The following is a 20,996-nucleotide window of genomic DNA, read 5'->3' on the forward strand; positions in this document are numbered from 1 at the left end:
CCGCCGACGTCCCGGCGCGCCCACCGGACATTCGTCAGGCGCGGTCAGCTTAGGTACTTGCCGGGCATGGCATGCCCGAGCGGCCGCGGTCCACCATCGGGTGCGCCCGTTTCCGGTTCGCACGGCACCAGATTCCGGATGGCGGTTGTCGCGATAGCATCCGCATCGTCAACGAACTCGTCCCATACGCCCGGCTCTATGACGCCCACATGCAGGAACCACCTTGCCGACTCCGTCGGAATGCCCAGCACGTGTATGCGGTCCTTGACTTCCCCATCGACTGCGACCGGGTGGAATGGTTTGCGGGTGACCTCGACCCCGCCGACACCCATGAAATTCTTGAATATCCTGGCGTCGGCGAGGCTGCGGATAACCGGGTTTCCGTCCAGATCGACATCGGGTGCCGCCACATAGGCATCGATCAAAGTGTCGATTTCGACCTTGAAGTCTTTGACCCTTTCCGAGGATGCTACGAGAGCGGGGCCACTTTCCTGACGAAAATTCACCGACGGTCCCAGTATCTCCAGGATGCCACACTCAATGAGCGCCATTAGCTGCTTTGCCCGCATCAGGGACGGGCCGGTCGACAGGAAGGCAATTGTGCGCGCGATATTGGTTATGAAGTCATGATGCGAGGCGCGCGTCAGCCCCCCAAGGTCCACGGCTTGCCGTATAATAGGCCTGATATGGCGGAGCACATCGAGAGCGGCTTTGACCGGGTCCGTGAATTCACCCGCTTCCGCCCGCGCCACGTCCTCACGGATGAGCGCAACGACGGCCTGCCTGAAATCTGCCTGGCTGCCGAAGGACAAGTCCTTGAACGGTGCCGCGCAAATCTCGAGGTCAAGAAGCCGCGCGACGCCATAAGGCCTCGCCAGCTCGGTCATGACCGGAAGGACCGTCTCTGAGGTGACGTCAATGGTCCCGAGCGTTTCCCGAAATTGGCCATATCGGTCCGGCCCCAGCGCCTTCTCGAGGTAAACCAGGTTCACCTCCGCCGTGATCCACGGGAGATAGCGCGAGCGGAAGCATGCCGGCCCCTCCGCGCGGATGCCCGCAACGCGGGAGGTCGTGAAGAAATGCGGCACGTAAGCGCGGTTGGCGGGACGATCGTCCTTTCCGCGCACGGGCAACGGAAACCCGCTTCGCGAGCCGGCGACGATCCGCTTGGGCTCTCTGCCGCTTGGCACATAGTGAGCCTTGCCTTCTCGGTATACATACCTGCCGCCGCGGCCAATCGTCAGCTCCGACAGGACATCGTAGAAGGAAAGGCCGAGGCCTCTCACACCGATCACGCGTCCGGACAGGTCAGCCGGAAGGGATAACCCGCTCTGAAAGGTCTCGAGGACGTCGAAAGCGGTGATGTGCCGCGTTGAAGGGGGTGTGCTTTGCGCGGCTGGCTTCTCTTTCTCCCCGTGGGGATAGCCGGTGCAAACGATGAGACGGTCGACATGCAGGGCGGCCCGGCCGGATTCGAATTCGAGCACATATTCCCCGGCAAGTTCCGTGACACCGACAACCCGATCGCGCACGCGGTGGAGATGCATCTGGTCGGGCAGGTTCAGCTCGATCAGATCGAGGACGAATTTCAGATATTTTCCGTAGAGGCCTCTGGGCGCGAACCCCGAGGGGCCGGGAAAATTGCCGTCGATTTGCCGCCACCACTCCATGAAGGTCGGCCTGTAGCCGGGAAACCGGGCACCGTCCCCGGCTGTGCCCGGGAACATCGTCGCGTTCTTGCAGCGGGTGTTCATGATCAGCCAATCGGGCTGGTCGGTGCGCCAGATGCGGCCGCAGCCGACCTCGACGTCGTCGATGGCATGAACAACGAGCGGCCGGAGCGTTCTTCTTTCGGCCAGTTTGCTCGCCATCCTTTCGATGACAGAGAGCCCTCTCGGACCGGTGCCGACAATCGCGATGCGTTCGGGCGCCAACATATCGTCGTTTGGCAAGCCCCAATCATCGGCAGCGTCGAGCGGCATCTTTCGTATCGGTGCTGTCATGCCTAACCTCCATGGCAACGGGGGCCCCACACCGGGACGCAATGTTCCAGCGTGTTTTCAAGAAAGCTGAATGTGGTCAGTACGATAGCGGCGGCTCCGCGACTTTTCGCCGAGGCTTACGCTTCGTGAAGATGGAAATCCCAGCCCAGATACTGGCGCGTGGCATCCACCACCGCATCGCTGACAGAAGAGAAATTCGCGGCGACATGGTGCTCGAAGCCGTTCTCGCAGATGTAGCGCAACAGCTTCTGCATAGCGGGAATTTCGACGACACCGGCGCCCCCAAAGGTCTCCAGGGGATCGTCGGTGAACTTGCCCTCGCCGACATAACCACAGATGCGCCCCGACGTGTCATCCGTGCTGACCCGGATATAGGTCATGTGCCCGGACTTGATGGACCCGTCCACCGTTCCATAGGTGTTGTCCTTGCCGACGGTCCCGGCAATGATCTCCTGGAAATCCATCCGGTAGCTCTTGAAGAACTCCTTTGGCAGGTTGCTGCAGTGAAAGCACACGGCCTTGTTGGCATTCCCGCCATAATTGTTGTTCCAGTCGAGAAGCGCGCTCGGCGTCCCGGATGCCAGAGCCAGCATGTGCATGCCGATGAGACCGCAGACATCGACCTCGCATGCGCTCGACATCAGCTTCGAACTCATCATGCTCATCATAGTGCAGGGCACGACGCCATAATTCTCCTCGAGCGAGGTCCAGCACTGGATGGCGCTGATCGAGACATCGGCTTCCTTCATCCATTCTTCCGTGACCGCCGCAAGCTTGGCCTGCCGCAGGATCGCGGGATGCGGAACGCCCTCGATCGATATGTAATTCCTGATGGCATCCAGCTTTTCCACGACGATCGATGCGTCGTCGTCCAGCCGGGACACGCGCCCGAGGATCTCGGAAAGATCCAGAGTGACGACCGAGATTCCGGCGGCTTCGAGAAGCTTCTCGCTGTAGCGAACCGTATTGAACGCCTGCGGCCGCGCGCCAATCGCGCCAATGCGCAGGCCCCGCAGCCCGCCGACGATGCGACAGGTCGCCGAAAAACGGGCTAGGTCCTCCTGGAACTCGTCGCTGAGCGGATCGACGCAGTGGGATTTCGTAAGAGAATAGCGAATGCCATACTGCCGCAGATTATTGCAGGCCGACATCTTTCCGCAAAAACTGTCGCGGCGCCACTGGATGGACATCTTCGCCGGATCGTCCGGGGTGGCCTGGATCAGCGTGGGAACCGACAGTCCCGAAAGACGGATCGTATCGGCGATCGGCCGTTCTTCCCCGAAATTCGGCAAGGTGACGATGATCCCGTCAATATCGGCGGCGTGCCTTTTGAAAAGAGCGGCGCATTTCCTCGCATCGTCAAAGGACTGCACCGCCCCATGCTGGGTGTCTTCAGGGCCGAGGACAATGCACTTGTGGCCGGCTTTCTCAATGGCGCTGATCATGTGTTCGCGACCCGTCGCCGCAAGATGGCCCGGAAAAAACCCGCGGCTTCCGACTACAATACCGAATGTCATCGACGTCACTGTACGTTCCTCATGGTTGTCATGCGCATCAGCCGAGCGGGATCGGGCGGTCGGTAATGCGCGGTCTGAATGGTGCTGGTGTGGCTTGCGAGGATGGCGCGGCGGGACTGGCCGCAATTCTCCTCACAGCCACTCCCGCCTCAAGCGCTCAAGGCGACCTCCGGCTCACAGGCCAGGACCGCATCGAGCACCGATATTTGCTCGGGCCAGCTCAGGCCCTTGCCGAAGGCCTCGTCGAAGAGCGCCGATCCGATCGTAAAGCCCCATGGCCTGAGCTTTCGCACCTGCTTGAGGCGCTCGAACGTGCTGATGCTGCCGGCAATGATGGTCGATTGCTGGCCGACCGCCTTGAGCGTGGCCAGGCCCAGTTCCTGGGGATCGCCGTCCTTGTAGCGGTACATCGACAGGCAGATGCCATCCGCACCGCTCGCCAGTACGCGCCGGCCGTCTGCAACGACATCTTCGATGCTGCCGTAGAGATAGCGCGGGATGCCGGCCCTGCGCCCGATCGTGGGAAAATAGGAAACGGAGGAGCCTTGCAGAAGCGCGACCACGGTCTCATGGAATTCGCATCCGATGAGATATCTGCAATTGTTCCTGACGGCGAACTCCGCCGCACGCAGACAGTCGTCCTCCTCCTTTCCGAAGGATTCGAAGACGAGTGTCTTTCCCTTGTCGCTGATAAACTTTGCGAGATCGCTTGCCACCTGAACCGAGATCCCCGTATCCTTGAAGCCCCAGTATTCCGTCGGCGCATGACTTGACGACGCGAATGTCTCGCGCGCGTTTTCAACCGTCAGGTCGTTGTTCGTCAGCATTGCGATGATCTTGACCACGTTCTCACATCCTCCCGTGTCTGGAATGCCCGCCGAGCGTTGGCGCGACGGTTGAAAACCCCGCGGAGCCTGACCATCACCCGGCGGGAGTCCTTCTCTCCGGCCCGTTCGCCGGGATTGCCCCGTCGCGAAAGCGCCATTCCTCCAAGTCTGCGAACCTCGCCGGTCCGGGAGTGCTCCCGCCCCGCCAGTAGAGCGCATGCAGGCCTCCCAGTCGCCCGCAAGCGTCACAAGCTCTCGACGCATCTCTGAGGTGAAATGCGTTATGGTGATGTACGTACATCTTTCATTATCGGCTTGTCAATGCCCTAATGATGGGCGTCTTGCAAGACTTTCTGTGTGTTAAACGCCTATCGTGTTTGAGCTGCGCCTGAAAAATTTAAGGTGCGTACATCATTTTCCAGGCGCAGACGCGGGGTCCGGGTGCCTGAATCCTGTGGCGGGTACGGTCCCGAGGAGCGGGGCAGAAGCCGGCCGCCGCCCCCCTTTCGGCGAGGGAATTGCGTGGGGTTCACCCCGGATTCGGTGGCAAGACGGAGAGCCGGTCAGGCGGTTTCGCGCGAGGCACTGTCCGCCACAGCCTCCTTGATAGCGGTAGCGGAGGCAGTCTTTCGGCTGGGTAAGGAGCGCACGCAACGCTCCTTACGACAAATTTTCGTTCAGATAGATTTCGATACGAATGGTCTCCTGGCCCGCCAGGAGCGGTGTCTTGTCGATTCGCGCCTTCAGGATACGCAGGGCGCTTCGCACCTCGTGCCCGGCATCCTGATGAATGATCGCATCCACGATGCCGCCGGTAAGCGCCCGGCGCGTGTGTTCCGTAAGCTCATGTGCGATGACCACATGTTCCTGGGGCGAACCGCCCGACAGAGCCTCGATCAGGCCCCGATTTCCCGCCCCCATATTGTAGATCCCGACGACGTCATCATGCGCCTTCAGGCATCCGCTGAGATGTTCCCGGACCAAGCCGCTGTCGTCCTTTGCCTCGATCACCGGCAAGCAATGGAGATGCGGGTAATCGCTGCGAATGACCTGCTCGAAACCCATACGCCGCTCCACATGGTCTCGGACCAGCATGGATCCCGCAACCAGCGCGATCTTGCCGGGCCTTCCGCCGAGAAACTTGCCCATGAGCCGCGCGGCCGTGCGCCCGGCGGCGACATTGTCGATGCCGACATAGGCATCGCATTGGAAGGTCGGAAAATCCGAGACGAGCGTTACGACCGGCACATGATGACGCCGCAGCCGGGCCAGTGCGTCACGGACGGCGACGGATTCCGTCGCCACGACCGCCACACCGGAGTAAGCCTCGGGATCGATGCCATCCAGCGCGGCTGCCAGCGCGGCGCCATTGAAGGCGGGCACCTTGTATATCGATATTTCGGTCCGGTCATTTGCGGGATGCTGCTTGACCGTTTCGATTTCCGCCTCGAGCCCGCGCATAAAGCTGTTGGCGCCTTCGGGAATGACGAAGGCGAAGCGATAGGCCTGCCGCTTCGCCAGATTGGCTGCAGAGACGTCCCTGATATAGCCGATTTTCGCGATGGCAGCTTCGACCTTCGCGATCGTCGTCTCACGGACACCGGGGCGCCGATTGAGCACTCGGTCGACTGTGGCGAGGCTGACGCCAGCCTGTCTCGCCACGTCTTGCACGGTAGGGCGCACGCCAGATCACTCCCAATTTAAAAAACAAGAACTTAAGCTAGCTCATTCGCGCAGCCTGGATCAAGATCGGCAAGGAGTCGCGCGATGCCGGTCCCCTCCCTTCCTAGGCCGGTGTTTTTGCCAGCCGGTCGCTCCTGTTTTGACGGCGAGTCTCCACGATCTCTCCCGCCGGCGCACGCAGAGGGGGGCGCCAGCGGCAATGCACCGGCCCTGTACAGCCTGCCGTGGCGCGCAAAACAGCGACCGCTCCCTCTCAAAGAGAGGCGGTGATGCCGCCATCGACATAGAGCACGTGCCCGTTCACGAAGGAGGAAGCATTGGAGGAAAGGAAGATACAGGCCCCGACGAGCTCGTCGAGTTGCCCCCAGCGGCCAGCCGGCGTGCGCCTTTCCAGCCAATCGGTGAAGGCCGGATCGGCCACGAGAGAAGCGGTGAGCTGGGTATCGAAATAGCCGGGCGCGATTGCGTTGCACTGGAGGCCGTATCTCGCCCAGTCGGTCGCCATGCCCTTGGTGAGATTGCCCACCGCGCCCTTTGTGGCGGCGTAGGGCGCGATTCCCGGGCGAGCGAGCGCGGTCTGTACGCTGGCGATATTGATGATCTTGCCCGCGCCGCGCTTGATCATATGGCGCGCAACCGCCTGGCCGACATTGAAAACCGAGGAAATATTCGTCCTCAGAATGAGATCGAATGTGTCTGGCGGGAAGGTTTCCAGCGCCGTTCGATGGGTCATGCCGGCATTGTTGACGAGGATGTCGATCGCACCGGTCTCCGCTTCAAAGTCATCGATGGCGCCGCGTACGACCCCATGATCAGTCGCATCGAAGGCAAGCACGTGCTTTGCGCCGAGCGTCGCCGCCGCCGCTTTCAGCCTTGCCGCGTCTCGCCCGTTCAGGATGATCTGCGCGCCCGCTGCCGCAAGGCCGCGCGCAAGGGCAAAGCCGATCCCCCGGGACGAACCGGTAACCAGGGCGCGTTTTCCCGTGAGGTCGAAAAGATCAAGGCTCATATTTCCTCCTGAAGCCGAACATCATGGCCTGCCCCCGCGAGCACGCCGGCTGCATCTCGCCGCTGACGTGACGTCGGATACACGCATCTCGCCGCTCACCACGAGAGAGACGTCACCGCACACCCTCATTGGCGAGGGATCGGTGTCCGTACGTCCGGGAAAGGCTCGGCATTGACAGGTTGCCGGCTCATGAGGTACGTACAGCACAATCCATCATTTAGCCACTCATCCGCGGACAATCAAGCCTGATCGATCATTCGAGGTTGTTGCAAGATTGGCGAACGGCGCGACGAGACCTTGCACGGGGGCCCAAACGGAGGCTTCCCGTGTCAGAGGTCCAAAGAAGGAATTTCCCGACGTGACCATGATAGATCGAAAAACCGACTTCCAAAGGGGCCGCTGGGCAGCCGCCGCCCTGTTCCTGATCAACGGCTTCGTCGTCGGCAGCTGGGCACCCCAGATCCCGAGCTTCGTTGCCCGGCTGGGCATCAGTGAGTCTGTATTCGGCCTTCTCATTTTCGGCTTCGGCATAGGCGCGCTCTCAGCCATGACCCTGGCCGGCCAGCTGGTCGCCCAACTCGGATCACGGCAGGCATTGCGTCTATTTGTCCTGCCGGTCGTCCTTATGCTGCCCCTGGTGGCGCAGACATCCGATCTCTGGATCGCGGCGATCGTCCTCATCCTGTTCGGCGGCGCCATCGGCGGCATGGACGTGGCCATGAACGCGAATGTCGTCGCAGTCGAGCGGCAATTAGGCCGTGCGATCATGTCGTCGTCGCATGGCTTCTGGAGTCTCGGAGGGTTCCTCGGTGGCGGATTGGGCGGCATCGCCATTCAGACGACAGGGCCGCTTAACCACGCCCTCATCGTTGCCGTTCTCGCGGCTATGGCGGCGGTGTGGACAAATGCTCATATCGCCGAGGACGGCGTCCCAGCGAAACAGGAAGGTCACTTCCGTTTCGCGCTGCCGAGGCAACCGGCGGTTTACATCGTGGGCGCCATGGCCCTTCTGTGCATGAGCGCCGAAGGTTCCGTGCTGAACTGGTCGGCTCTCTATCTGCAGAAGGAACTGCTGGCCGACAGCGCGACGTCGGGCTTTGCCTTTGCCGGCTTTTCGGGCGCAATGGCGCTTACGCGATTCGGCGGCGACGGCATCCGTAACCGCTTCGGTGCGGTGGCGACATTCCGCCTGTCCGGCATCATTGCGGCCACAGGCATGCTCATCGTCGGCCTGTCGCCATGGCCCTGGCTGGCAATTGCAGCCTTCGCGCTTTGCGGCATGGGTGTGGCGAACCTGGCCCCCATTCTTTTTTCCGCTGCCGGCAACCAGCCGGGCCTGAACGCAGGCGTCAGCATGAGCGTCGTGACAACGATGGGTCACTCCGGCATTTTGCTTGCACCCTCGATCATCGGGTTCGTTGGTGAAAGGTTCGGCCTCGCTCCCGTCTATAGCGCCGTGGCGATCATGCTGGGCGTAATCAGTTCATTAGCCGGCAAGACCGCCGCCGCCAACATGGAACACGATTGAGACAAAGTCCTTATTCGGGGCCAAAACGCCCGGTCGGAAGGGTGGGTACTCTCCCGTCTCGCGTCGGCGCGGCCTGCGTCCGCATGGCTGCAACAGAGTGGAGGACCGCGCCCGCGGTTGCGCGGGGGAGGGGCTGTCGTAGCTTGCCCGTCAAATCACCCGATGGAAGGGGAGGGCGCAGAGTATTGCTGCCGCCCGCTCGCGAACAGCCTATTGCAGTTTGAAAATCCGGTCGCCCGGCTACCGCTCGCGATTATCACGCTCTCGATTCCGCTGCGCCGCCATCTGCGCCTCGATCGTCTCCAGCTTCGGGTTCTGATCCTGCTGTGACTGCCTGGCCGACCACCGCTGCAATTGCGCCTCCTGGGTCGGCTGCTCTCGCCCCACGCGGGAAAAGTCCGATCGGGTGGTGAAAGTAATCTCCTCGTTTGGCGGCTCCTCCGGGATGTCCGCTCGATCGACGAGGACGATTCTCCGGTCGGCCACAAGGCTGGCGATGCGATTGACGTGGCCGAGAACCGTTCCTGTGATTTCCTCGCCTTGGCGGGCGGTGCGAACATTGTGCTGCAGCGGCTCCTCGCCGACCCCCCGCATGTCTTCGAATGCGGACCGGATGGCCGCCCTGCGCGCCGGGTTCATCGCGTCCTCAATCACATGCTTCATCACCGGACTGGACGGATCGTTCGTGGTCTCGATCGACGCCTCGATCATGCGTGGTTTCGTGATTACGGAAAAATCGATCTCATGGCCGTAGCGACGGCCCAGCTCGAAAATAAAAGCCTCTTGAGCGCGCCCGTTGCCCTCTCTGAATGGGTGCACATAGTTCAGCTCCGAGAGGACCTTTGCGGCGCGTTTCGCGAATTCCTCCGGCGTCGCATTGCGAAGGGCATGCGGATCTCGGATCGGCTTCAGCGCCTCGTCCAAGCCCATATCTATGCGCGAGCCGGGCAGGAACGAAGTGCCGCCCTTGGAGAGGCCGCCGATCGGCTCCACGCGCTGTCCATCAACGACGGGACTCTCGTTGCGTGTATGACCGGCCCACTCATAGACATCCTGAAAGATGTAACCGTGGATTGTCTTCAGGTGCGCCTTGTCGAAATTGCCGCCCGGCCCACGTCCCTCGGCTATCTCGATCAGCCGGATGTTGGTCAGCGCGTATTCGGCCACCCGCAATTCCGTATTTGTCGTCAGGCTGAGTTTGTTCCGCAAGACGCCCGTGCGATCTGGATCACCGGGAACGTCGGAGTAGGTGTAAGAGCCCTTTGGCTGCACGTTTGCCAATCGATTCCTCATGAAAAAAGCCGCCCGGGAATGCAGGCGGCCTGTTCGAATCAGTGATCGAACATCAGGCGCGCTTGAAGCGCGCCAGCATCGCTTCGCGAAACTCTTCCGTGGTAATGTCGCCGGCGACATAGCGGGCGTTGGCTGCCTCGAGAACAGGATCGCGAACATAGCCCTGCCGGATGTTGGCAGCGCGCGCCTGCTCGACGGCCTTGCGCCGCTTCTCAACAGCTTCCGGGGAACGATCCGGGCGGTGGGATTGAACGTTCATCGGCAAATCTCCAGTTGCGGGCAACCTATCACGTAAAGTGCTGGAAATCCAGTATTTTGCCGGATTTCCGGCTTCCGAAAGCGGGCGCCCGGCTTAACGGCTGGACCAGTATTCTTCGTGGAGTTTCGCCGCCTCGTCCGCAAGCATTGGGCCGACGACTTCGGTGGGGCGCTGACCGGCGGCGAATACGACGGGGCAGGGGAGATCAAGCGTCGGATTTTCCTGGTTATCGCCTATCCTTTGTTTCATCTCTCTCTCGGACAGCCCAAATACGACACGCCCGATGCCTGCCCAATAGATCGCGCCTGAGCACATGGCACATGGCTCCGCGGATGTGTACATGGTGCATTCGGCAAGAAAGTTCAGGTCATAGGCTTTGCCGGCGCGCGTCGCGAGAAGCCGCTCCGCGTGAGCCGTGCGGTCGCCACCTTCCGAGCTGTAGCCATTGCACTGTTCCAGTAAGACATTGCCATCGTGGTCGGCGAGAATCGAACCAAAAGGGTGATCCCCGCGTTCGCGTGAACGCCGCGCCACATCGAATGCCTTCCGCAAAAGTAGTTCATCATAGGGGCGCTTGGTGTTTGCCATTGTGAACTCCTTTTCAGCTCTCATGTGTCTACGCCCTAGTAGGACGGCGAGTTCTGAAGCAGAGACCGAACTCGAGGACGAACGGTCGGCACAGTGTCCGGTGGCACGCATTCAGCTGACTGACCGCACTTTTTGATCGACCTGCCCTTGGCAATCTGGTTCGGATCCGCGGGGTCGCCGACCTTCAATTCCCTGCGGATGAGATCGTCTGGCCGGGAAGGTCTCGCGTCTTCGGCCAACACCGTCGCTGGCCCGGCACAGATAGCCACATAAACTGCTGCAAAAAACATCGTCTTCATGGCAGCCCCTCCGGACACAAATTATGCGCCCGGAATAGGAACGAGTCGAGCGAGGCTCGTCAGCGCACCTGCGTCAACAGGACGGGCGTCGCCCTGGAAGAGCTGCGCTTCAAAACTTGGAGGCCAGTTCGATCGGGCGCGTACGGCACCGGGCCCGGCTGCCGGTTGACTTTCGTCAAGCGCTTCGCTACCTGTGGTGGATTAATACCCCTAAAATTTACCAGTAACTTTTTATCGGAAAGGGCGCTCGATGATCAGACGAGTCGTTGAGATTATTGCCGCTATTTTCATCAATTCGATCGGAGTGGCGTTGGCTGCGGTTGGGATCGAGGCAGTGGAATACGGTAGCTTTTTGCAATTGTTGCTCGTTATATCCGCCGCTGCTGTGTTGGGCACTATGGCGGTATGGATCGCTTTGCGCATTTTCGATCATGATTATCCATATCGGCTGGGCTGACCGAAGATAGGAAATGTTCAATTCTCGATCAGTGTGTCTGTTCACCTTGGGAATTCTTTTGGCACCCCGCATTTTCTGATTTTGTCTTTTTATTCGAGCTCGAGGATGAGAAAAATTGGCTGCTTGCAGGTCCCCGGCCGGTTTCGGCTCCGAAGCCGGGTGGGTGAACGACTACAAAGCCCTGTATCACAGGCGCTCCAGGGAATCATCGCTGCAGCGGCCCGTTGCTATGCCGAGTTCGGCCCGTTCGTTGCGTTGACGCTAATGCGACGGCCGGTGATCATCGTTGCATCGAAACAGGAATCGTCGAGATGGATTCTGATCAGGGCAGCGCAATGACACCGACTGTCTCCGGCCGGCGCCCTAAGCTTCCGTGATTGGATGCCCACGGGCGATGTGCGCGTGGAACCTGTCGGGCAATCGACCTAAAGGTACAGCCAGATGATTGACTTCAGGTCACTGACCGAAGCAGATTTTCCGATATTGTGTAAATGGCTAAATAACCCTCATGTGCGTGCTCACTACCAAAAGACGCCAATAACGATCGAGGAAGTTCGGAGGAAGTATTCCGAACGCCTCAATCCAGACCATCCCACCCATTGCCATATAGCTTGCTATAATGGTGAGCCTTTCGGAAAATTGCAGTGCTATCTGGTTCGCGACTATCCCGATTTCGCCTCTGCGATAGGCGAGCACGACGGCGTCGCGGTCGACTTATTTATCGGTGATGAGCAGTTCATAGGGAGGGGCTTGGGGAAGGCTATGCTTCGCTCCTATGTGCTGAACGTGGTTCCTTCCCTTTTCTCCCAAGAGTGCAGATGCTTCATTTGTCACGCCAAGGAGAACAAAATAGCCATTCGTGCTTCGCTGTCCGCAGGGTTTCTGCCGTATCGAGACGTCATCGAGGGCGGTGTGGAAAGTCTGCTGCTTTCATTCGACCGGGCGATTTAGAGGTATTGGGATTTAAAGCCGAACTGGGCCGTCATGCCCTCGACCGTCTCGCTTATCGCGGGTGGCGACGACGACCGCCTTGCGGACCTGAAGGTACGAGCTGGCGGCAAAGTGCGCCGAGCCAGAGAAGCGGCCCAGAATTGCCTTCTGTTGCTTAAATCGCGGAGGCGTACCTGGTGCGAGCGCGTGCGCTCGCACCAGCATGGTTCACCCGGTCAAGATATGTCTTGGCACGCGCTATCGGGTCATGGAGATACTGCTCCGGCCCGAGCATCTTGTTGTCATTGAGATTGCGCCTGTCGAGCAGATCAAAGGTGACCCGTTCGAGGCGGCAATTCCATCCTTCCGGAGATCGGTTCGCCCATCCGTTCGTGTGGTAGGTCAGCAGTCGGTTCCGCAGCGAGTAGCCATGGTGATCGAACGCGACAACCCCGTCGGTCACAAAGATATGGTTTCCGGCGAAGCCTTTGCCAGGGATGATGCGCTCAGCATAAAATCCGGGGAGGGGGGCATCCCGCAGGAACACTCCGGCCAGGATCGCACACGCGCCGTTTCTGAAGAAGATTCGGTCAGGCAGAGCCCAGCGCCGCACCGGGTCCTTCTTTATGCCAGGTTTCAATGTGTACAAGGTAGATACACCGCCCTAACTGAATCGGAGACCATCAGCGTGGTCGATGATCATCGTCAGGTCAATCAAACGCAGTGGAATCTCAAATTGTGCTCACGATCCAGGGAGACGTGGAGACAATTTCGTTGATGAGATCGATGTCGCCGACGAGAACGACGGTGTCTATGCCACGAGTTGCCGTGGGTGTAGAGCATGGTTCGATCCAGTAGCTTCGACGGGGCGACGGGGATGATGACCCGCTTGAATGCCGACCCTTGCGCCCTGCGGACGCTGATCGCGCTCTTTCCGTTGTAATTCCACAACTGTGTACAAGGCGGGTTAAGCACGCAAAGCAACACCAACGAAATCGCTCGGGTGTTCCATAATATGCCTTATCTGATTTTCACATGTAGCGGCATTTTAGAGATGCGACATATGAGCCAGTTAGAGATGCGACGGTCGTCGCCTCTTGGGATGCTGGTCAAACGTCAACGTTTGGAAGGAAGACTGGCGACGTGATGCGTGGTTGAGACCATGAGCGTTCGGAGTCGTCATGTCTTGTTTGATCACCATGTCGCAGAAGGAATTGCATCGTCTTGAACTGATCCAGCGGATTCGCGGTGGCAGCCTGACCGTCGTCGAGGCGGCCGCGTTGCTCGGTCTTAGCCGCAGTCAGGTCCACCGGCTGTTGCAGGCCTATGACCTGACCGGCGCCGACGGACTGGTCTCGAAGAAGCGCGGCCGTCCGAGCAATCGGCGTTACAGTGAGGATTTCCGCAACCTGGTGCTCGACCTGGTGCGTGAGCATTACGTGGATTTTGGCCCAACGTTGGCGGCCGAGAAGCTCGTCGAACGCCACCGGATAGCGGTCAGCAAGGAGACGCTGCGTCAGTGGATGATGGAAGCCGGCATCTGGGCGTCGCGACGCGAGCGCAAGAAGCGGGTTTTTCAGCCGCGCGGCCGGCGCGATTGTTTCGGCGAACTGGTCCAGATCGATGGCTCGCATCATTGGTGGTTCGAGAACCGCGGCCCCAAATGCGCCCTGCTCGTCTATATCGACGATGCCACCGGCAAGCTGTTGCACTTACGCTTTGCGGCCTCGGAGAACACCTTCGACTATCTGCACGCGACGAAGGCCTATCTGCAGCAATGGGGCAAGCCGATCGCCTTCTACAGCGACAAGCATGGCATCTTCCGCACCACCCATGCTTCCAAGAAGGACAGGACCAGTGGCCTGACGCAGTTCGGGCGGGCCCTTTATGAGCTCAACATCGACATCATCTGCGCCAACACCCCGCAGGCCAAGGGCCGCGTCGAGCGCGCCAACCAGACGCTGCAGGATCGCCTCGTCAAGGAACTGCGGCTGCGCGGCATCGACACGATCGCGGCGGCCAATGCCTACGCGCCGGAGTTCATGGCCGACTTCAATCGTCGCTTTGGCAAGGCGGCGCGCAATCCGAAGGATATGCATCGGCCGTTTGCCGCGCATGAGAACCTCGATGGCGCCATGTGCCGCAAGGAGATCCGCAAGCTGTCGCAGTCGCTGACGTTGCGCTATGACAAGGTGATGTTCCTCCTTGATCCGACGGATTTCGCCACGGCGCTCGCCGGCCAGAAGCTCATTGTCTGCGATTATCCCGACGGCCGCCTCGAGATCACCCATGAGGGGACGTCCCTGCCCTATAGAACCTTCGACACGCTGCGCTCGGTGCACCGGTGCGAGGTGGTCGAGAACAAGCGCCTTGACGAGGTGTTGGCGCTGGTGGCCGAGATGCAGGCCGGACGAGAGCAACAGCGCAGCAAGGGCGGACCGCGCCGCACCGGCCAGACCGACCATATGTTCGGCATTCGCGACGGCAGCCAAAGCAATGGCTACCAAAAGCGCGGCACGAAGCCTGGCCGCAAGACGGATTTTACCAAGGATCCGGTGGTCATCGCCAAGCGCCAGCAAGCCCTTGCACGGCTGAAAGCGGCGGAGTGATGAGGATGTCAAAGCTAAAGTTTATCTTGCAGCTGGAGCCACCCGCCGCCGACCGGGCTGCGCAACCCTGACCAGCTCCACCCGGCCGGCGGCTTGCGTCTACGTACGTTGTAAATATATCCACTTGCAAACGCAGTAGTCAGGAATAGGATGATGTCGCATTTCTAAGTTGACTACTTTGTCTCATCTTTAAATAGCTGTGACATCACATGTAGCCGGGTACATTCTATTTCCAAGTGCGACTTGCGATAGATACCAATGGGTTATCACGCGCAAGGCATGGTTGATGAGACGCACCTACTCCCAGATCGATATGGATGAACGTCGCAGGACCGCTCGCTGGCGAGCGGCCGGCCTCAGCGAGAAGCTCGGCCGGGAATTCGGATCGATCTCTCCCGCATCGGCGGGAATTGACCGTCATTCCGGAAGCGCATAGCGCGTCAAGACGGCCTCGCCGTCTTCGATAGCAATCTCGACCACCTCGTTCACCAGGTCTCCCGCATCGACGAGTTCCTGCAACACGGCCGAGAACAACTCCCGCTGCAGTGCCGGCAGGACCTGCGGAACGATGATGACCGAGCCGGCGTGCAGCTCCTCTTTTGCGTGGAGTTTTCTGAAGTCGCGCGCGTTGTTCGTCACGAAGGTGAAGTCTTCCGCGACGATGCGCGGCATCAGATCCCAGTCGGTTTCACCGCTCAGGCCAAGCCAATTGATATGAAAACAGTCGTGGCCATGGTCTTGAGCCACGGCCACGAGCGAGGTGTGCAGGCATTCATCGATAAGGAACTTCACGAAGCCGTGCCCGACGCCTTCCGGGAACCAGCCTTGGCGAGAGGCAGGCGCTTCACCGACTTCACCTTCAGTCCCTGTTCCGACAGTTTCTTCGGCCGTCCTCGGGCCGGGTGAGCTGCCGTCCAGATCTCGGCGAGTTCCACCATGCGCGCCGTGACGGACGGATAGCCCTCGACGATTTCCGCGCTGCTGGCGCCTTGCTGTTTCATCGCGGCGATCATCCGCACCGGAACCCGGGTCCCCTTGAAAACCGGTTCGCCGCCTACAACGCCCCTCACAGCCTCAATCTTTTGCTCGGCTTCTCGAAGCGCCTCGGCGCGCGCGGCGAGTTGCTCCCTCGCCCGCGCCACGTCGACGATCAGATAGTCGTCTGCTCTCACCGTGTCCGCGTCGGGATTCTGGTCGATTGTATCGAATAAGCGCTTGCGACGCTCGGCAGAAAGAATCGATCCCACGCCGTACCATAGCTTCAGGCGCAGTAGATCCTCGTCGGAAAGTTCTCGGCCCTCACGGCCAAGACGTGCCTCGATGATCCGCTTGTCGATTGCATTGTGGACAGACTTTACGGCAACCTCACTAAGAGCTGCGGCTTCGGCGGGTGTGTAGGCACGGGATGCGGCGGCCATAATCATTCTCCTTGCAGAGAATATATATAAAGCAAGCGACTTCTTGCGTAAAGGTCGAAACGGGACCTAACGCCGTCTGTCGACAGCCCGGTATCGGCCTCACTTCTTCTCCGGCCGCTTATCGACAAGATCGTCGATGCCTTCTCGCCGCTGCCCGCCTTTGCCTTTGCCCCTTCGACGAGGATCAGCGGGTGACGCATGCGGCGATCACCGACGGGCGCCTTCGATGCCGGAGCCTCCGTCCTGACGAACGCCAGCAAGCCGCGCAAGATAGGCGGCGGCCGACGGTTAGCTCAATAAGGGCACTCGATATGAATTGATCGCCGTCGGCTATTTCTGCCGCGGTTGCGAGAGCTCTCCCCCTGCTGAAATAAGCTTTCCAGCTCGCTTGGCGGTCACCGCCTCCACCAGTGTTCGTGCTGCGTTTCGAACCTCTTCCTGCACCGCCTCATCGGCATCAAGCTCCTCGTGACTGAGCGCATACGGTTTCCAATAGCCGATATAACGATCCACCTCCGCCAATGGGCCGGCGGGTTCGAGATGCATGTAGCAAAGCCAATCCGACAGGCTGCGCCGGACGTTCTCGACCCCCTCGACGTCACCATGCACGATCACGGAAAAGACCCGCCCCGCGAGATGGCGAGGATAATTCCAGCCCTCCAGTTCGATCGCCTTGGCAAGCTTCGCATCCTTACCCTGCGTCGCGGTCGGATCTGGGTTGCCGCCGTCGGCACAAACCAGCCGATCCATCATGAGCTTTATCGGCGAGGAAACGTGATACCAGTTGACCGGCGTGACAATCATGATGCCGTGCGCCTCAACCCACATCGGGTAGATTTCGTTCATCCAGTCGTCGACCTGCCCAAGCGAATAGTTCGGATAGCAGGAGCACGGCCAATGGCAGAGAGCCGGCGAGGTAGAAAAGCAGGCCTTGCACGGGTGAATCATTCGCCCGTATTCAGAAGCGAGGCGGTGCAATTCGAGAACGGTCGTCTTCACGCCGGGCGTTTGATCGATCGTTTCCTGCGCAATTCTCATCAGTCGGTAGGATTTCGACATTTCGCCCGGACAGGTATGTTCGCTGCGGGAGGACCCGCTGATCAGAAGGATGCGCGCCGGACCCTCCGGGTCCAGATGACGTTTCTGGGCGGCATGAATTGCGTCGCGCGCCGCCAGCCAATCGACGGACAGCTCGTAATCCGGATCCTTGAACGCAGGTCCGGCCTTGCGCGTGCGAGGTGCTTTTCGCTGATGTGCATAGGCGTCCCATGCCGCCGAAGCGATCTTGTCCAGCTCCGGTTGAAGACCATCGAAGGCCGCGTCCTGGAATCGACTGAGAAAGCGCCGGCGAAATTCGCTCTCTGCCAGCCTCGGGCTTGGCGTTCCCTTTCGCGGCTCGGGCGCTGCGTGCGAAGAACCTGTGTCGGAGCTTTTCGACATCTTCCAGTACCTGCAAAGGGTTGTAGCATATAATCGAGCATCAAAACGATTGTTCCGACCGCCCTCATCCCCCAGAGACGAACGTTCGATCGGAATTGAAGCGTCCGCCGTTTGCTTTCGCCTTTTCGCTTTCGAGCCTGTGAGAACATTGCAGCCTTAAAGGGCAGATCACGGTCGAATGAAAACGCGCCAAGTCCAGTTTTGGTGTAAGCGGGGCTGCAAATTGCTTGGAGATCTGTTCACCTGCGTCCGATCCGTCTGTGGCGCGTGGCGCGGCCGATGAAGGCCCCGAGAATTGCTGCGATCAGTGCGCCGCCGATCACGGCCGCAATTCTGGTCCGAGGCTCAGAAACGGCGATTGCATTGGCGGCCGCTTCAATCCCGAAAGATCCGTTGACCCGGTGCAGCCCGTCAACGGGTTTGAACAGGTTCTCTCGGCGGTCGGCATTCGCCGGCCGTTTGGTCTGCTGAGCCTCGACCGTCCGTGCCAAAAGCCGGTCCAGCAACGAGGGCGCAACAATGTTCCCGAGAATGATCAGAGACGTGCGATTCCCGACCCAGTATTCGCGTTTTGGACGGAGCGCTGCATGAACGATAGCCGCTGCCGCGGCCTCCGGGCGGTAGACCGGTGCGACCGGCCTCGGTTGCGCGTCCATGTGCGTACGTGCCCAATCGAATTGCGGCGTGTTCACCGCAGGCAGATGGACAGTGGTCAGCGCGATCTCGCTGCCTTCGTGAATGAGCTCCGCGCGAAGTGAATCCGTGAAGCCGCGTATGGCATGCTTCGCGCCGCAATAGGCTGCCTGGAGCGGAATGCCGCGATACGCCAGAGCAGAGCCCACCTGAACAATCACTCCCCGATTACGGGGACGCATGAAATTGAGGGCGGCCATCGTGCCGTGGACATATCCGAGGTAGGTCACTTCGGTTACGCGCCGGACCTCTTCCGGAGTGATCTCGGCAACCGGCGAGAACACAGTAGCCATCGCGTTGTTGATCCAGATGTCGATCGGTCCGAGGTGGCGTTCACATTCGTCGGCAGCGGCGAACACCGCGCTGGCATCTGCCACATCTACCGCAATGGCAATTGCTTTGGCGCCCTTGGACTCGGCTTCGGCTTTAGCGTCCAGCAGGCCCTGACTTTTTCGGGCAATAAGGCAGACCTTCGCGCCCATGCCGGCAAGGGCAACAGCGGTTGCCCGTCCAACTCCCGCGGACGCTCCCGTTACGACAATCGTCCGGCCCGACAGTTCGGAATAGTGCATCGACCGAATCCACTTTTTGCAGCGCGCTCCCCCACAACCAGGTGCGCAGGACGTGTGTTCCCTCCGCTCTTGAGGATAATTCGGGGGAAACCCCCAGAACGCATCCGTCGGTGCCTCGACGGCCTCGGCGAACCATAGTGAGATCGTCGTGAAGCCGTAGAGGCTGACGACATAATCGCCGGCAATGCCCGTGCATCGCCCGCTCGAAGCGATGGCGAAGACAAAAACCGTCGTGAAATCAGGGCCTGAGTGACAGGGAGCCGAAAACGGCTGCGATTTGATTTGTTGAGAGCTATCGCTTTCGAACAACCATGCCTTTTGACCTCGGTCACTCCGGCATGCTTTCGACGCTCGAGACCCCGGCTGTACGGTCAAACCTTCGCCGTGCTTCTTCGTGTCAATCGCCGATCGCCGCCTGAACCGAGATTTCGACGAGGATGTTTTCCGCCGCGAGGTTGGCCTCGACAGTGGCGCGCGCCGGAAGAGCGTCTTCAGGGATCCAGTCTTCCCACACCGCATTCATGGCGGCGAAGTCTGCGACCACGTGCTTCAGCCAGACCTGAGCGACGAGGATCTTCGACTTGTCGGTTCCAGCCTTGGCGAGCAGTCCATCGATGCGGGCCAGTACCTGCGCCGTCTGGCCGGCAATGTCCTGCGTGCGGTCGGCGGCAACCTGACCGGTTACATAGGCAATATCCTTGTGGACGAGCACGTGGCTCAAGCGCTTGCCGTTCGGTTCAAATCTTTGGATGGACATGGGGGTACTCCTTTCGTACGTGAGGCGAAAAAATCCTGCGGCCTCCGGATCGGCGTCGGCCCGGAGCGCTTCATGCAGCATGTACGGGGTTGTCGCGCCGCTGGCGCCTGCCTCATCCTATGGCCGGCTCACCAGTGGTTTCAGCCCGCGTGCAGCATTCGAGATCGAGCGCGCCGTGTTGACGAGTTGCGGCGCAAGTTCGGCAAGCGCGTCCTTCAGCGTCCAGCGGCTGAAGGGCACGGCAATGTTGACGGCACCGATCGGACGTCCCTCCGCATTGACGATTGCGGCGCCGACGGCGATGTCGCCCACGTAATATTCCTCGTTGGTGAAGCCGAAACCGTCGTTGCGCGCCTTGCGGACGATCTCCGCCAGCCGTTCCGGGTCAGTCTCGGTGTTCTGCGTATAGGCAACGAGGCGCGAGCGGCCGATGATGCCGGACGCCTCCTCCGGCGGCAGTGCCGAAAGATAGGCGCGGCCTGCGGAGGTACAATACATCGGCAGGCGCTGGCCGAGCGGCACATGGATCGAGATCTGCTTGTGGCTTGCGAAGCGCGAGACATAGGCCATGTCGGTGCCGCAGGGTTCGAGCAGGTTGCAACTTTCCTGCGTGCTGCGGTTCAACTCGTGCAGGTAGGGATTGGCACGCTCGATCAACTCGCTGGTCTGGAGGTAGCCGGCACCGATCTCGAGCGATTTAGGCGTCAGCCGGTATCGCTTCGACTGCGGTTCCTTGGCGATATAGCCAAGCGCCTCGAGCGTAAAGGCCGACCGTTGAACGGTGCTCTTGTTGAGACCGGTGGCCTCGGCCATCTCGACGAGATTCATGCTTGGCCGCGCTGCACCGAAGGCCGCAAGCAGCGCCACGCCCTTTGCCAGAGAAGTGATGAAGAGGGGTGAGTTTTCTGCTTCGCTCAATGGACTGGACACCTGTTCGAACTCCCAACCTTGCGGAACAACCGCCACGACAGCGGCATATTGAAACCACCCGCCGCCGCTACAGCGCCGCCCGACTTACCAGGCGCGCAACGACGCTGGAGCACTATGATTCGCTGCACGTTTCTATCCTAAGTGGGCCACGGTTTATGAACACGCTGTAACCACGGTCTTTCAT

The 20,996-nt window shown here is 60.2% G+C and carries 19 protein-coding genes and 1 pseudogene; 5 read left to right on the plus strand and 15 right to left on the minus strand.

Features of this window, described 5'->3' with window-relative positions:
- Positions 1 to 44: 44 nt before the first annotated feature.
- The 5 genes from SINAR_RS0110715 to SINAR_RS0110735 form a co-directional block, all read right to left on the minus strand.
- Positions 45 to 2,003, minus strand: a complete 1,959-nt coding sequence (locus tag SINAR_RS0110715; RefSeq protein WP_027999100.1) for an FAD/NAD(P)-binding protein — start codon at positions 2,001 to 2,003, stop codon at positions 45 to 47.
- 116 nt (positions 2,004 to 2,119) lie between these two features.
- Positions 2,120 to 3,520, minus strand: coding sequence for an L-fucose/L-arabinose isomerase family protein (locus SINAR_RS0110720; protein ID WP_027999101.1), 1,401 nt, complete (start codon positions 3,518 to 3,520; stop codon positions 2,120 to 2,122).
- A 149-nt stretch (positions 3,521 to 3,669) separates the two neighbouring features.
- Positions 3,670 to 4,365 carry a hypothetical protein gene (locus SINAR_RS0110725; protein ID WP_027999102.1) on the minus strand — a complete coding sequence of 232 codons (696 nt, stop codon included), beginning with the start codon at positions 4,363 to 4,365 and terminating at the stop codon, positions 3,670 to 3,672.
- 642 nt (positions 4,366 to 5,007) lie between these two features.
- Complete coding sequence (locus tag SINAR_RS0110730; RefSeq protein ID WP_027999103.1) at positions 5,008 to 6,030, minus strand: LacI family DNA-binding transcriptional regulator; 1,023 nt, start codon at positions 6,028 to 6,030, stop codon at positions 5,008 to 5,010.
- 253 nt (positions 6,031 to 6,283) lie between these two features.
- Positions 6,284 to 7,039 (minus strand): SDR family oxidoreductase, encoded by a 756-nt coding sequence (locus tag SINAR_RS0110735; protein WP_027999104.1) that lies wholly within the window; start codon positions 7,037 to 7,039, stop codon positions 6,284 to 6,286.
- 364 nt (positions 7,040 to 7,403) lie between these two features.
- Here SINAR_RS0110735 and SINAR_RS0110740 point away from each other — a divergent pair, with 364 nt between their 5' ends.
- Positions 7,404 to 8,567 carry an MFS transporter gene (locus SINAR_RS0110740; protein ID WP_033057250.1) on the plus strand — a complete coding sequence of 388 codons (1,164 nt, stop codon included), beginning with the start codon at positions 7,404 to 7,406 and terminating at the stop codon, positions 8,565 to 8,567.
- 240 nt (positions 8,568 to 8,807) lie between these two features.
- Here SINAR_RS0110740 and SINAR_RS0110745 read toward each other — a convergent pair whose 3' ends face one another.
- The 3 genes from SINAR_RS0110745 to SINAR_RS0110755 all read right to left on the minus strand — a co-directional run bounded on the left by SINAR_RS0110745 (position 8,808) and on the right by SINAR_RS0110755 (position 10,707).
- Positions 8,808 to 9,848, minus strand: a complete 1,041-nt coding sequence (locus SINAR_RS0110745) for a Fic/DOC family protein (RefSeq protein ID WP_027999106.1) — start codon at positions 9,846 to 9,848, stop codon at positions 8,808 to 8,810.
- Between the two features lie 64 nt (positions 9,849 to 9,912).
- Positions 9,913 to 10,119 carry an antitoxin VbhA family protein gene (locus SINAR_RS0110750; RefSeq protein WP_027999107.1) on the minus strand — a complete coding sequence of 69 codons (207 nt, stop codon included), beginning with the start codon at positions 10,117 to 10,119 and terminating at the stop codon, positions 9,913 to 9,915.
- A gap of 93 nt (positions 10,120 to 10,212) precedes the next feature.
- A complete protein-coding gene (locus tag SINAR_RS0110755) occupies positions 10,213 to 10,707 on the minus strand; it encodes a nucleoside deaminase (protein ID WP_027999108.1) in 495 nt (164 codons plus the stop codon).
- Positions 10,708 to 11,256: 549 nt separating this feature from the next.
- On the opposite strand from SINAR_RS0110755, the gene SINAR_RS0110760 reads away from it, so the two are divergent.
- Together SINAR_RS0110760 and SINAR_RS0110765 are read left to right on the plus strand one after the other, a co-directional pair.
- Positions 11,257 to 11,463, plus strand: coding sequence for a hypothetical protein (locus SINAR_RS0110760; RefSeq protein ID WP_027999109.1), 207 nt, complete (start codon positions 11,257 to 11,259; stop codon positions 11,461 to 11,463).
- Between the two features lie 441 nt (positions 11,464 to 11,904).
- A complete protein-coding gene (locus SINAR_RS0110765) occupies positions 11,905 to 12,414 on the plus strand; it encodes a GNAT family N-acetyltransferase (RefSeq protein WP_027999110.1) in 510 nt (169 codons plus the stop codon).
- Between the two features lie 154 nt (positions 12,415 to 12,568).
- Here the strand turns inward: SINAR_RS0110765 and SINAR_RS0110770 are convergent, their stop codons facing one another.
- Entirely contained in the window at positions 12,569 to 13,042 is a 474-nt protein-coding gene (locus SINAR_RS0110770) for a hypothetical protein (protein ID WP_027999111.1), read from the minus strand.
- A gap of 532 nt (positions 13,043 to 13,574) precedes the next feature.
- On the opposite strand from SINAR_RS0110770, the gene SINAR_RS0110775 reads away from it, so the two are divergent.
- Both SINAR_RS0110775 and SINAR_RS1000000138460 read left to right on the plus strand, forming a co-directional pair.
- Positions 13,575 to 15,002: an ISNCY family transposase gene (locus SINAR_RS0110775; RefSeq protein ID WP_027999112.1), complete on the plus strand. Its 1,428-nt coding sequence runs from the start codon at positions 13,575 to 13,577 to the stop codon at positions 15,000 to 15,002.
- A 286-nt stretch (positions 15,003 to 15,288) separates the two neighbouring features.
- A pseudogene (locus SINAR_RS1000000138460) lies at positions 15,289 to 15,393 on the plus strand (IS30 family transposase); the annotation flags it as partial.
- A 26-nt stretch (positions 15,394 to 15,419) separates the two neighbouring features.
- On the opposite strand, the gene SINAR_RS0110780 reads toward SINAR_RS1000000138460, so the two are convergent.
- The 6 genes from SINAR_RS0110780 to SINAR_RS0110810 all read right to left on the minus strand — a co-directional run bounded on the left by SINAR_RS0110780 (position 15,420) and on the right by SINAR_RS0110810 (position 20,800).
- Positions 15,420 to 15,794, minus strand: coding sequence for a DUF5615 family PIN-like protein (locus tag SINAR_RS0110780; RefSeq protein WP_027999113.1), 375 nt, complete (start codon positions 15,792 to 15,794; stop codon positions 15,420 to 15,422).
- The gene (locus SINAR_RS0110785; protein ID WP_027999114.1) at positions 15,791 to 16,420 is read right to left on the minus strand and encodes a DUF433 domain-containing protein; all 630 of its coding nucleotides are present in this window, start codon (positions 16,418 to 16,420) and stop codon (positions 15,791 to 15,793) included. Before SINAR_RS0110785 ends, SINAR_RS0110780 begins: the two co-directional genes overlap by 4 nt.
- A 330-nt stretch (positions 16,421 to 16,750) precedes the next feature.
- Positions 16,751 to 17,788 carry a flavodoxin family protein gene (locus SINAR_RS0110795; protein WP_033057338.1) on the minus strand — a complete coding sequence of 346 codons (1,038 nt, stop codon included), beginning with the start codon at positions 17,786 to 17,788 and terminating at the stop codon, positions 16,751 to 16,753.
- Between the two features lie 311 nt (positions 17,789 to 18,099).
- Complete coding sequence (locus SINAR_RS0110800) at positions 18,100 to 19,125, minus strand: SDR family oxidoreductase (protein ID WP_027999117.1); 1,026 nt, start codon at positions 19,123 to 19,125, stop codon at positions 18,100 to 18,102.
- 397 nt (positions 19,126 to 19,522) lie between these two features.
- Positions 19,523 to 19,882 (minus strand): RidA family protein, encoded by a 360-nt coding sequence (locus tag SINAR_RS0110805; protein ID WP_027999118.1) that lies wholly within the window; start codon positions 19,880 to 19,882, stop codon positions 19,523 to 19,525.
- Between the two features lie 117 nt (positions 19,883 to 19,999).
- Entirely contained in the window at positions 20,000 to 20,800 is an 801-nt protein-coding gene (locus SINAR_RS0110810; RefSeq protein WP_027999119.1) for an IclR family transcriptional regulator, read from the minus strand.
- Positions 20,801 to 20,996 lie beyond the last annotated feature (196 nt).

This window comes from Sinorhizobium arboris LMG 14919, from assembly GCF_000427465.1.
In the GTDB taxonomy this organism is placed as follows: domain Bacteria; phylum Pseudomonadota; class Alphaproteobacteria; order Rhizobiales; family Rhizobiaceae; genus Sinorhizobium; species Sinorhizobium arboris.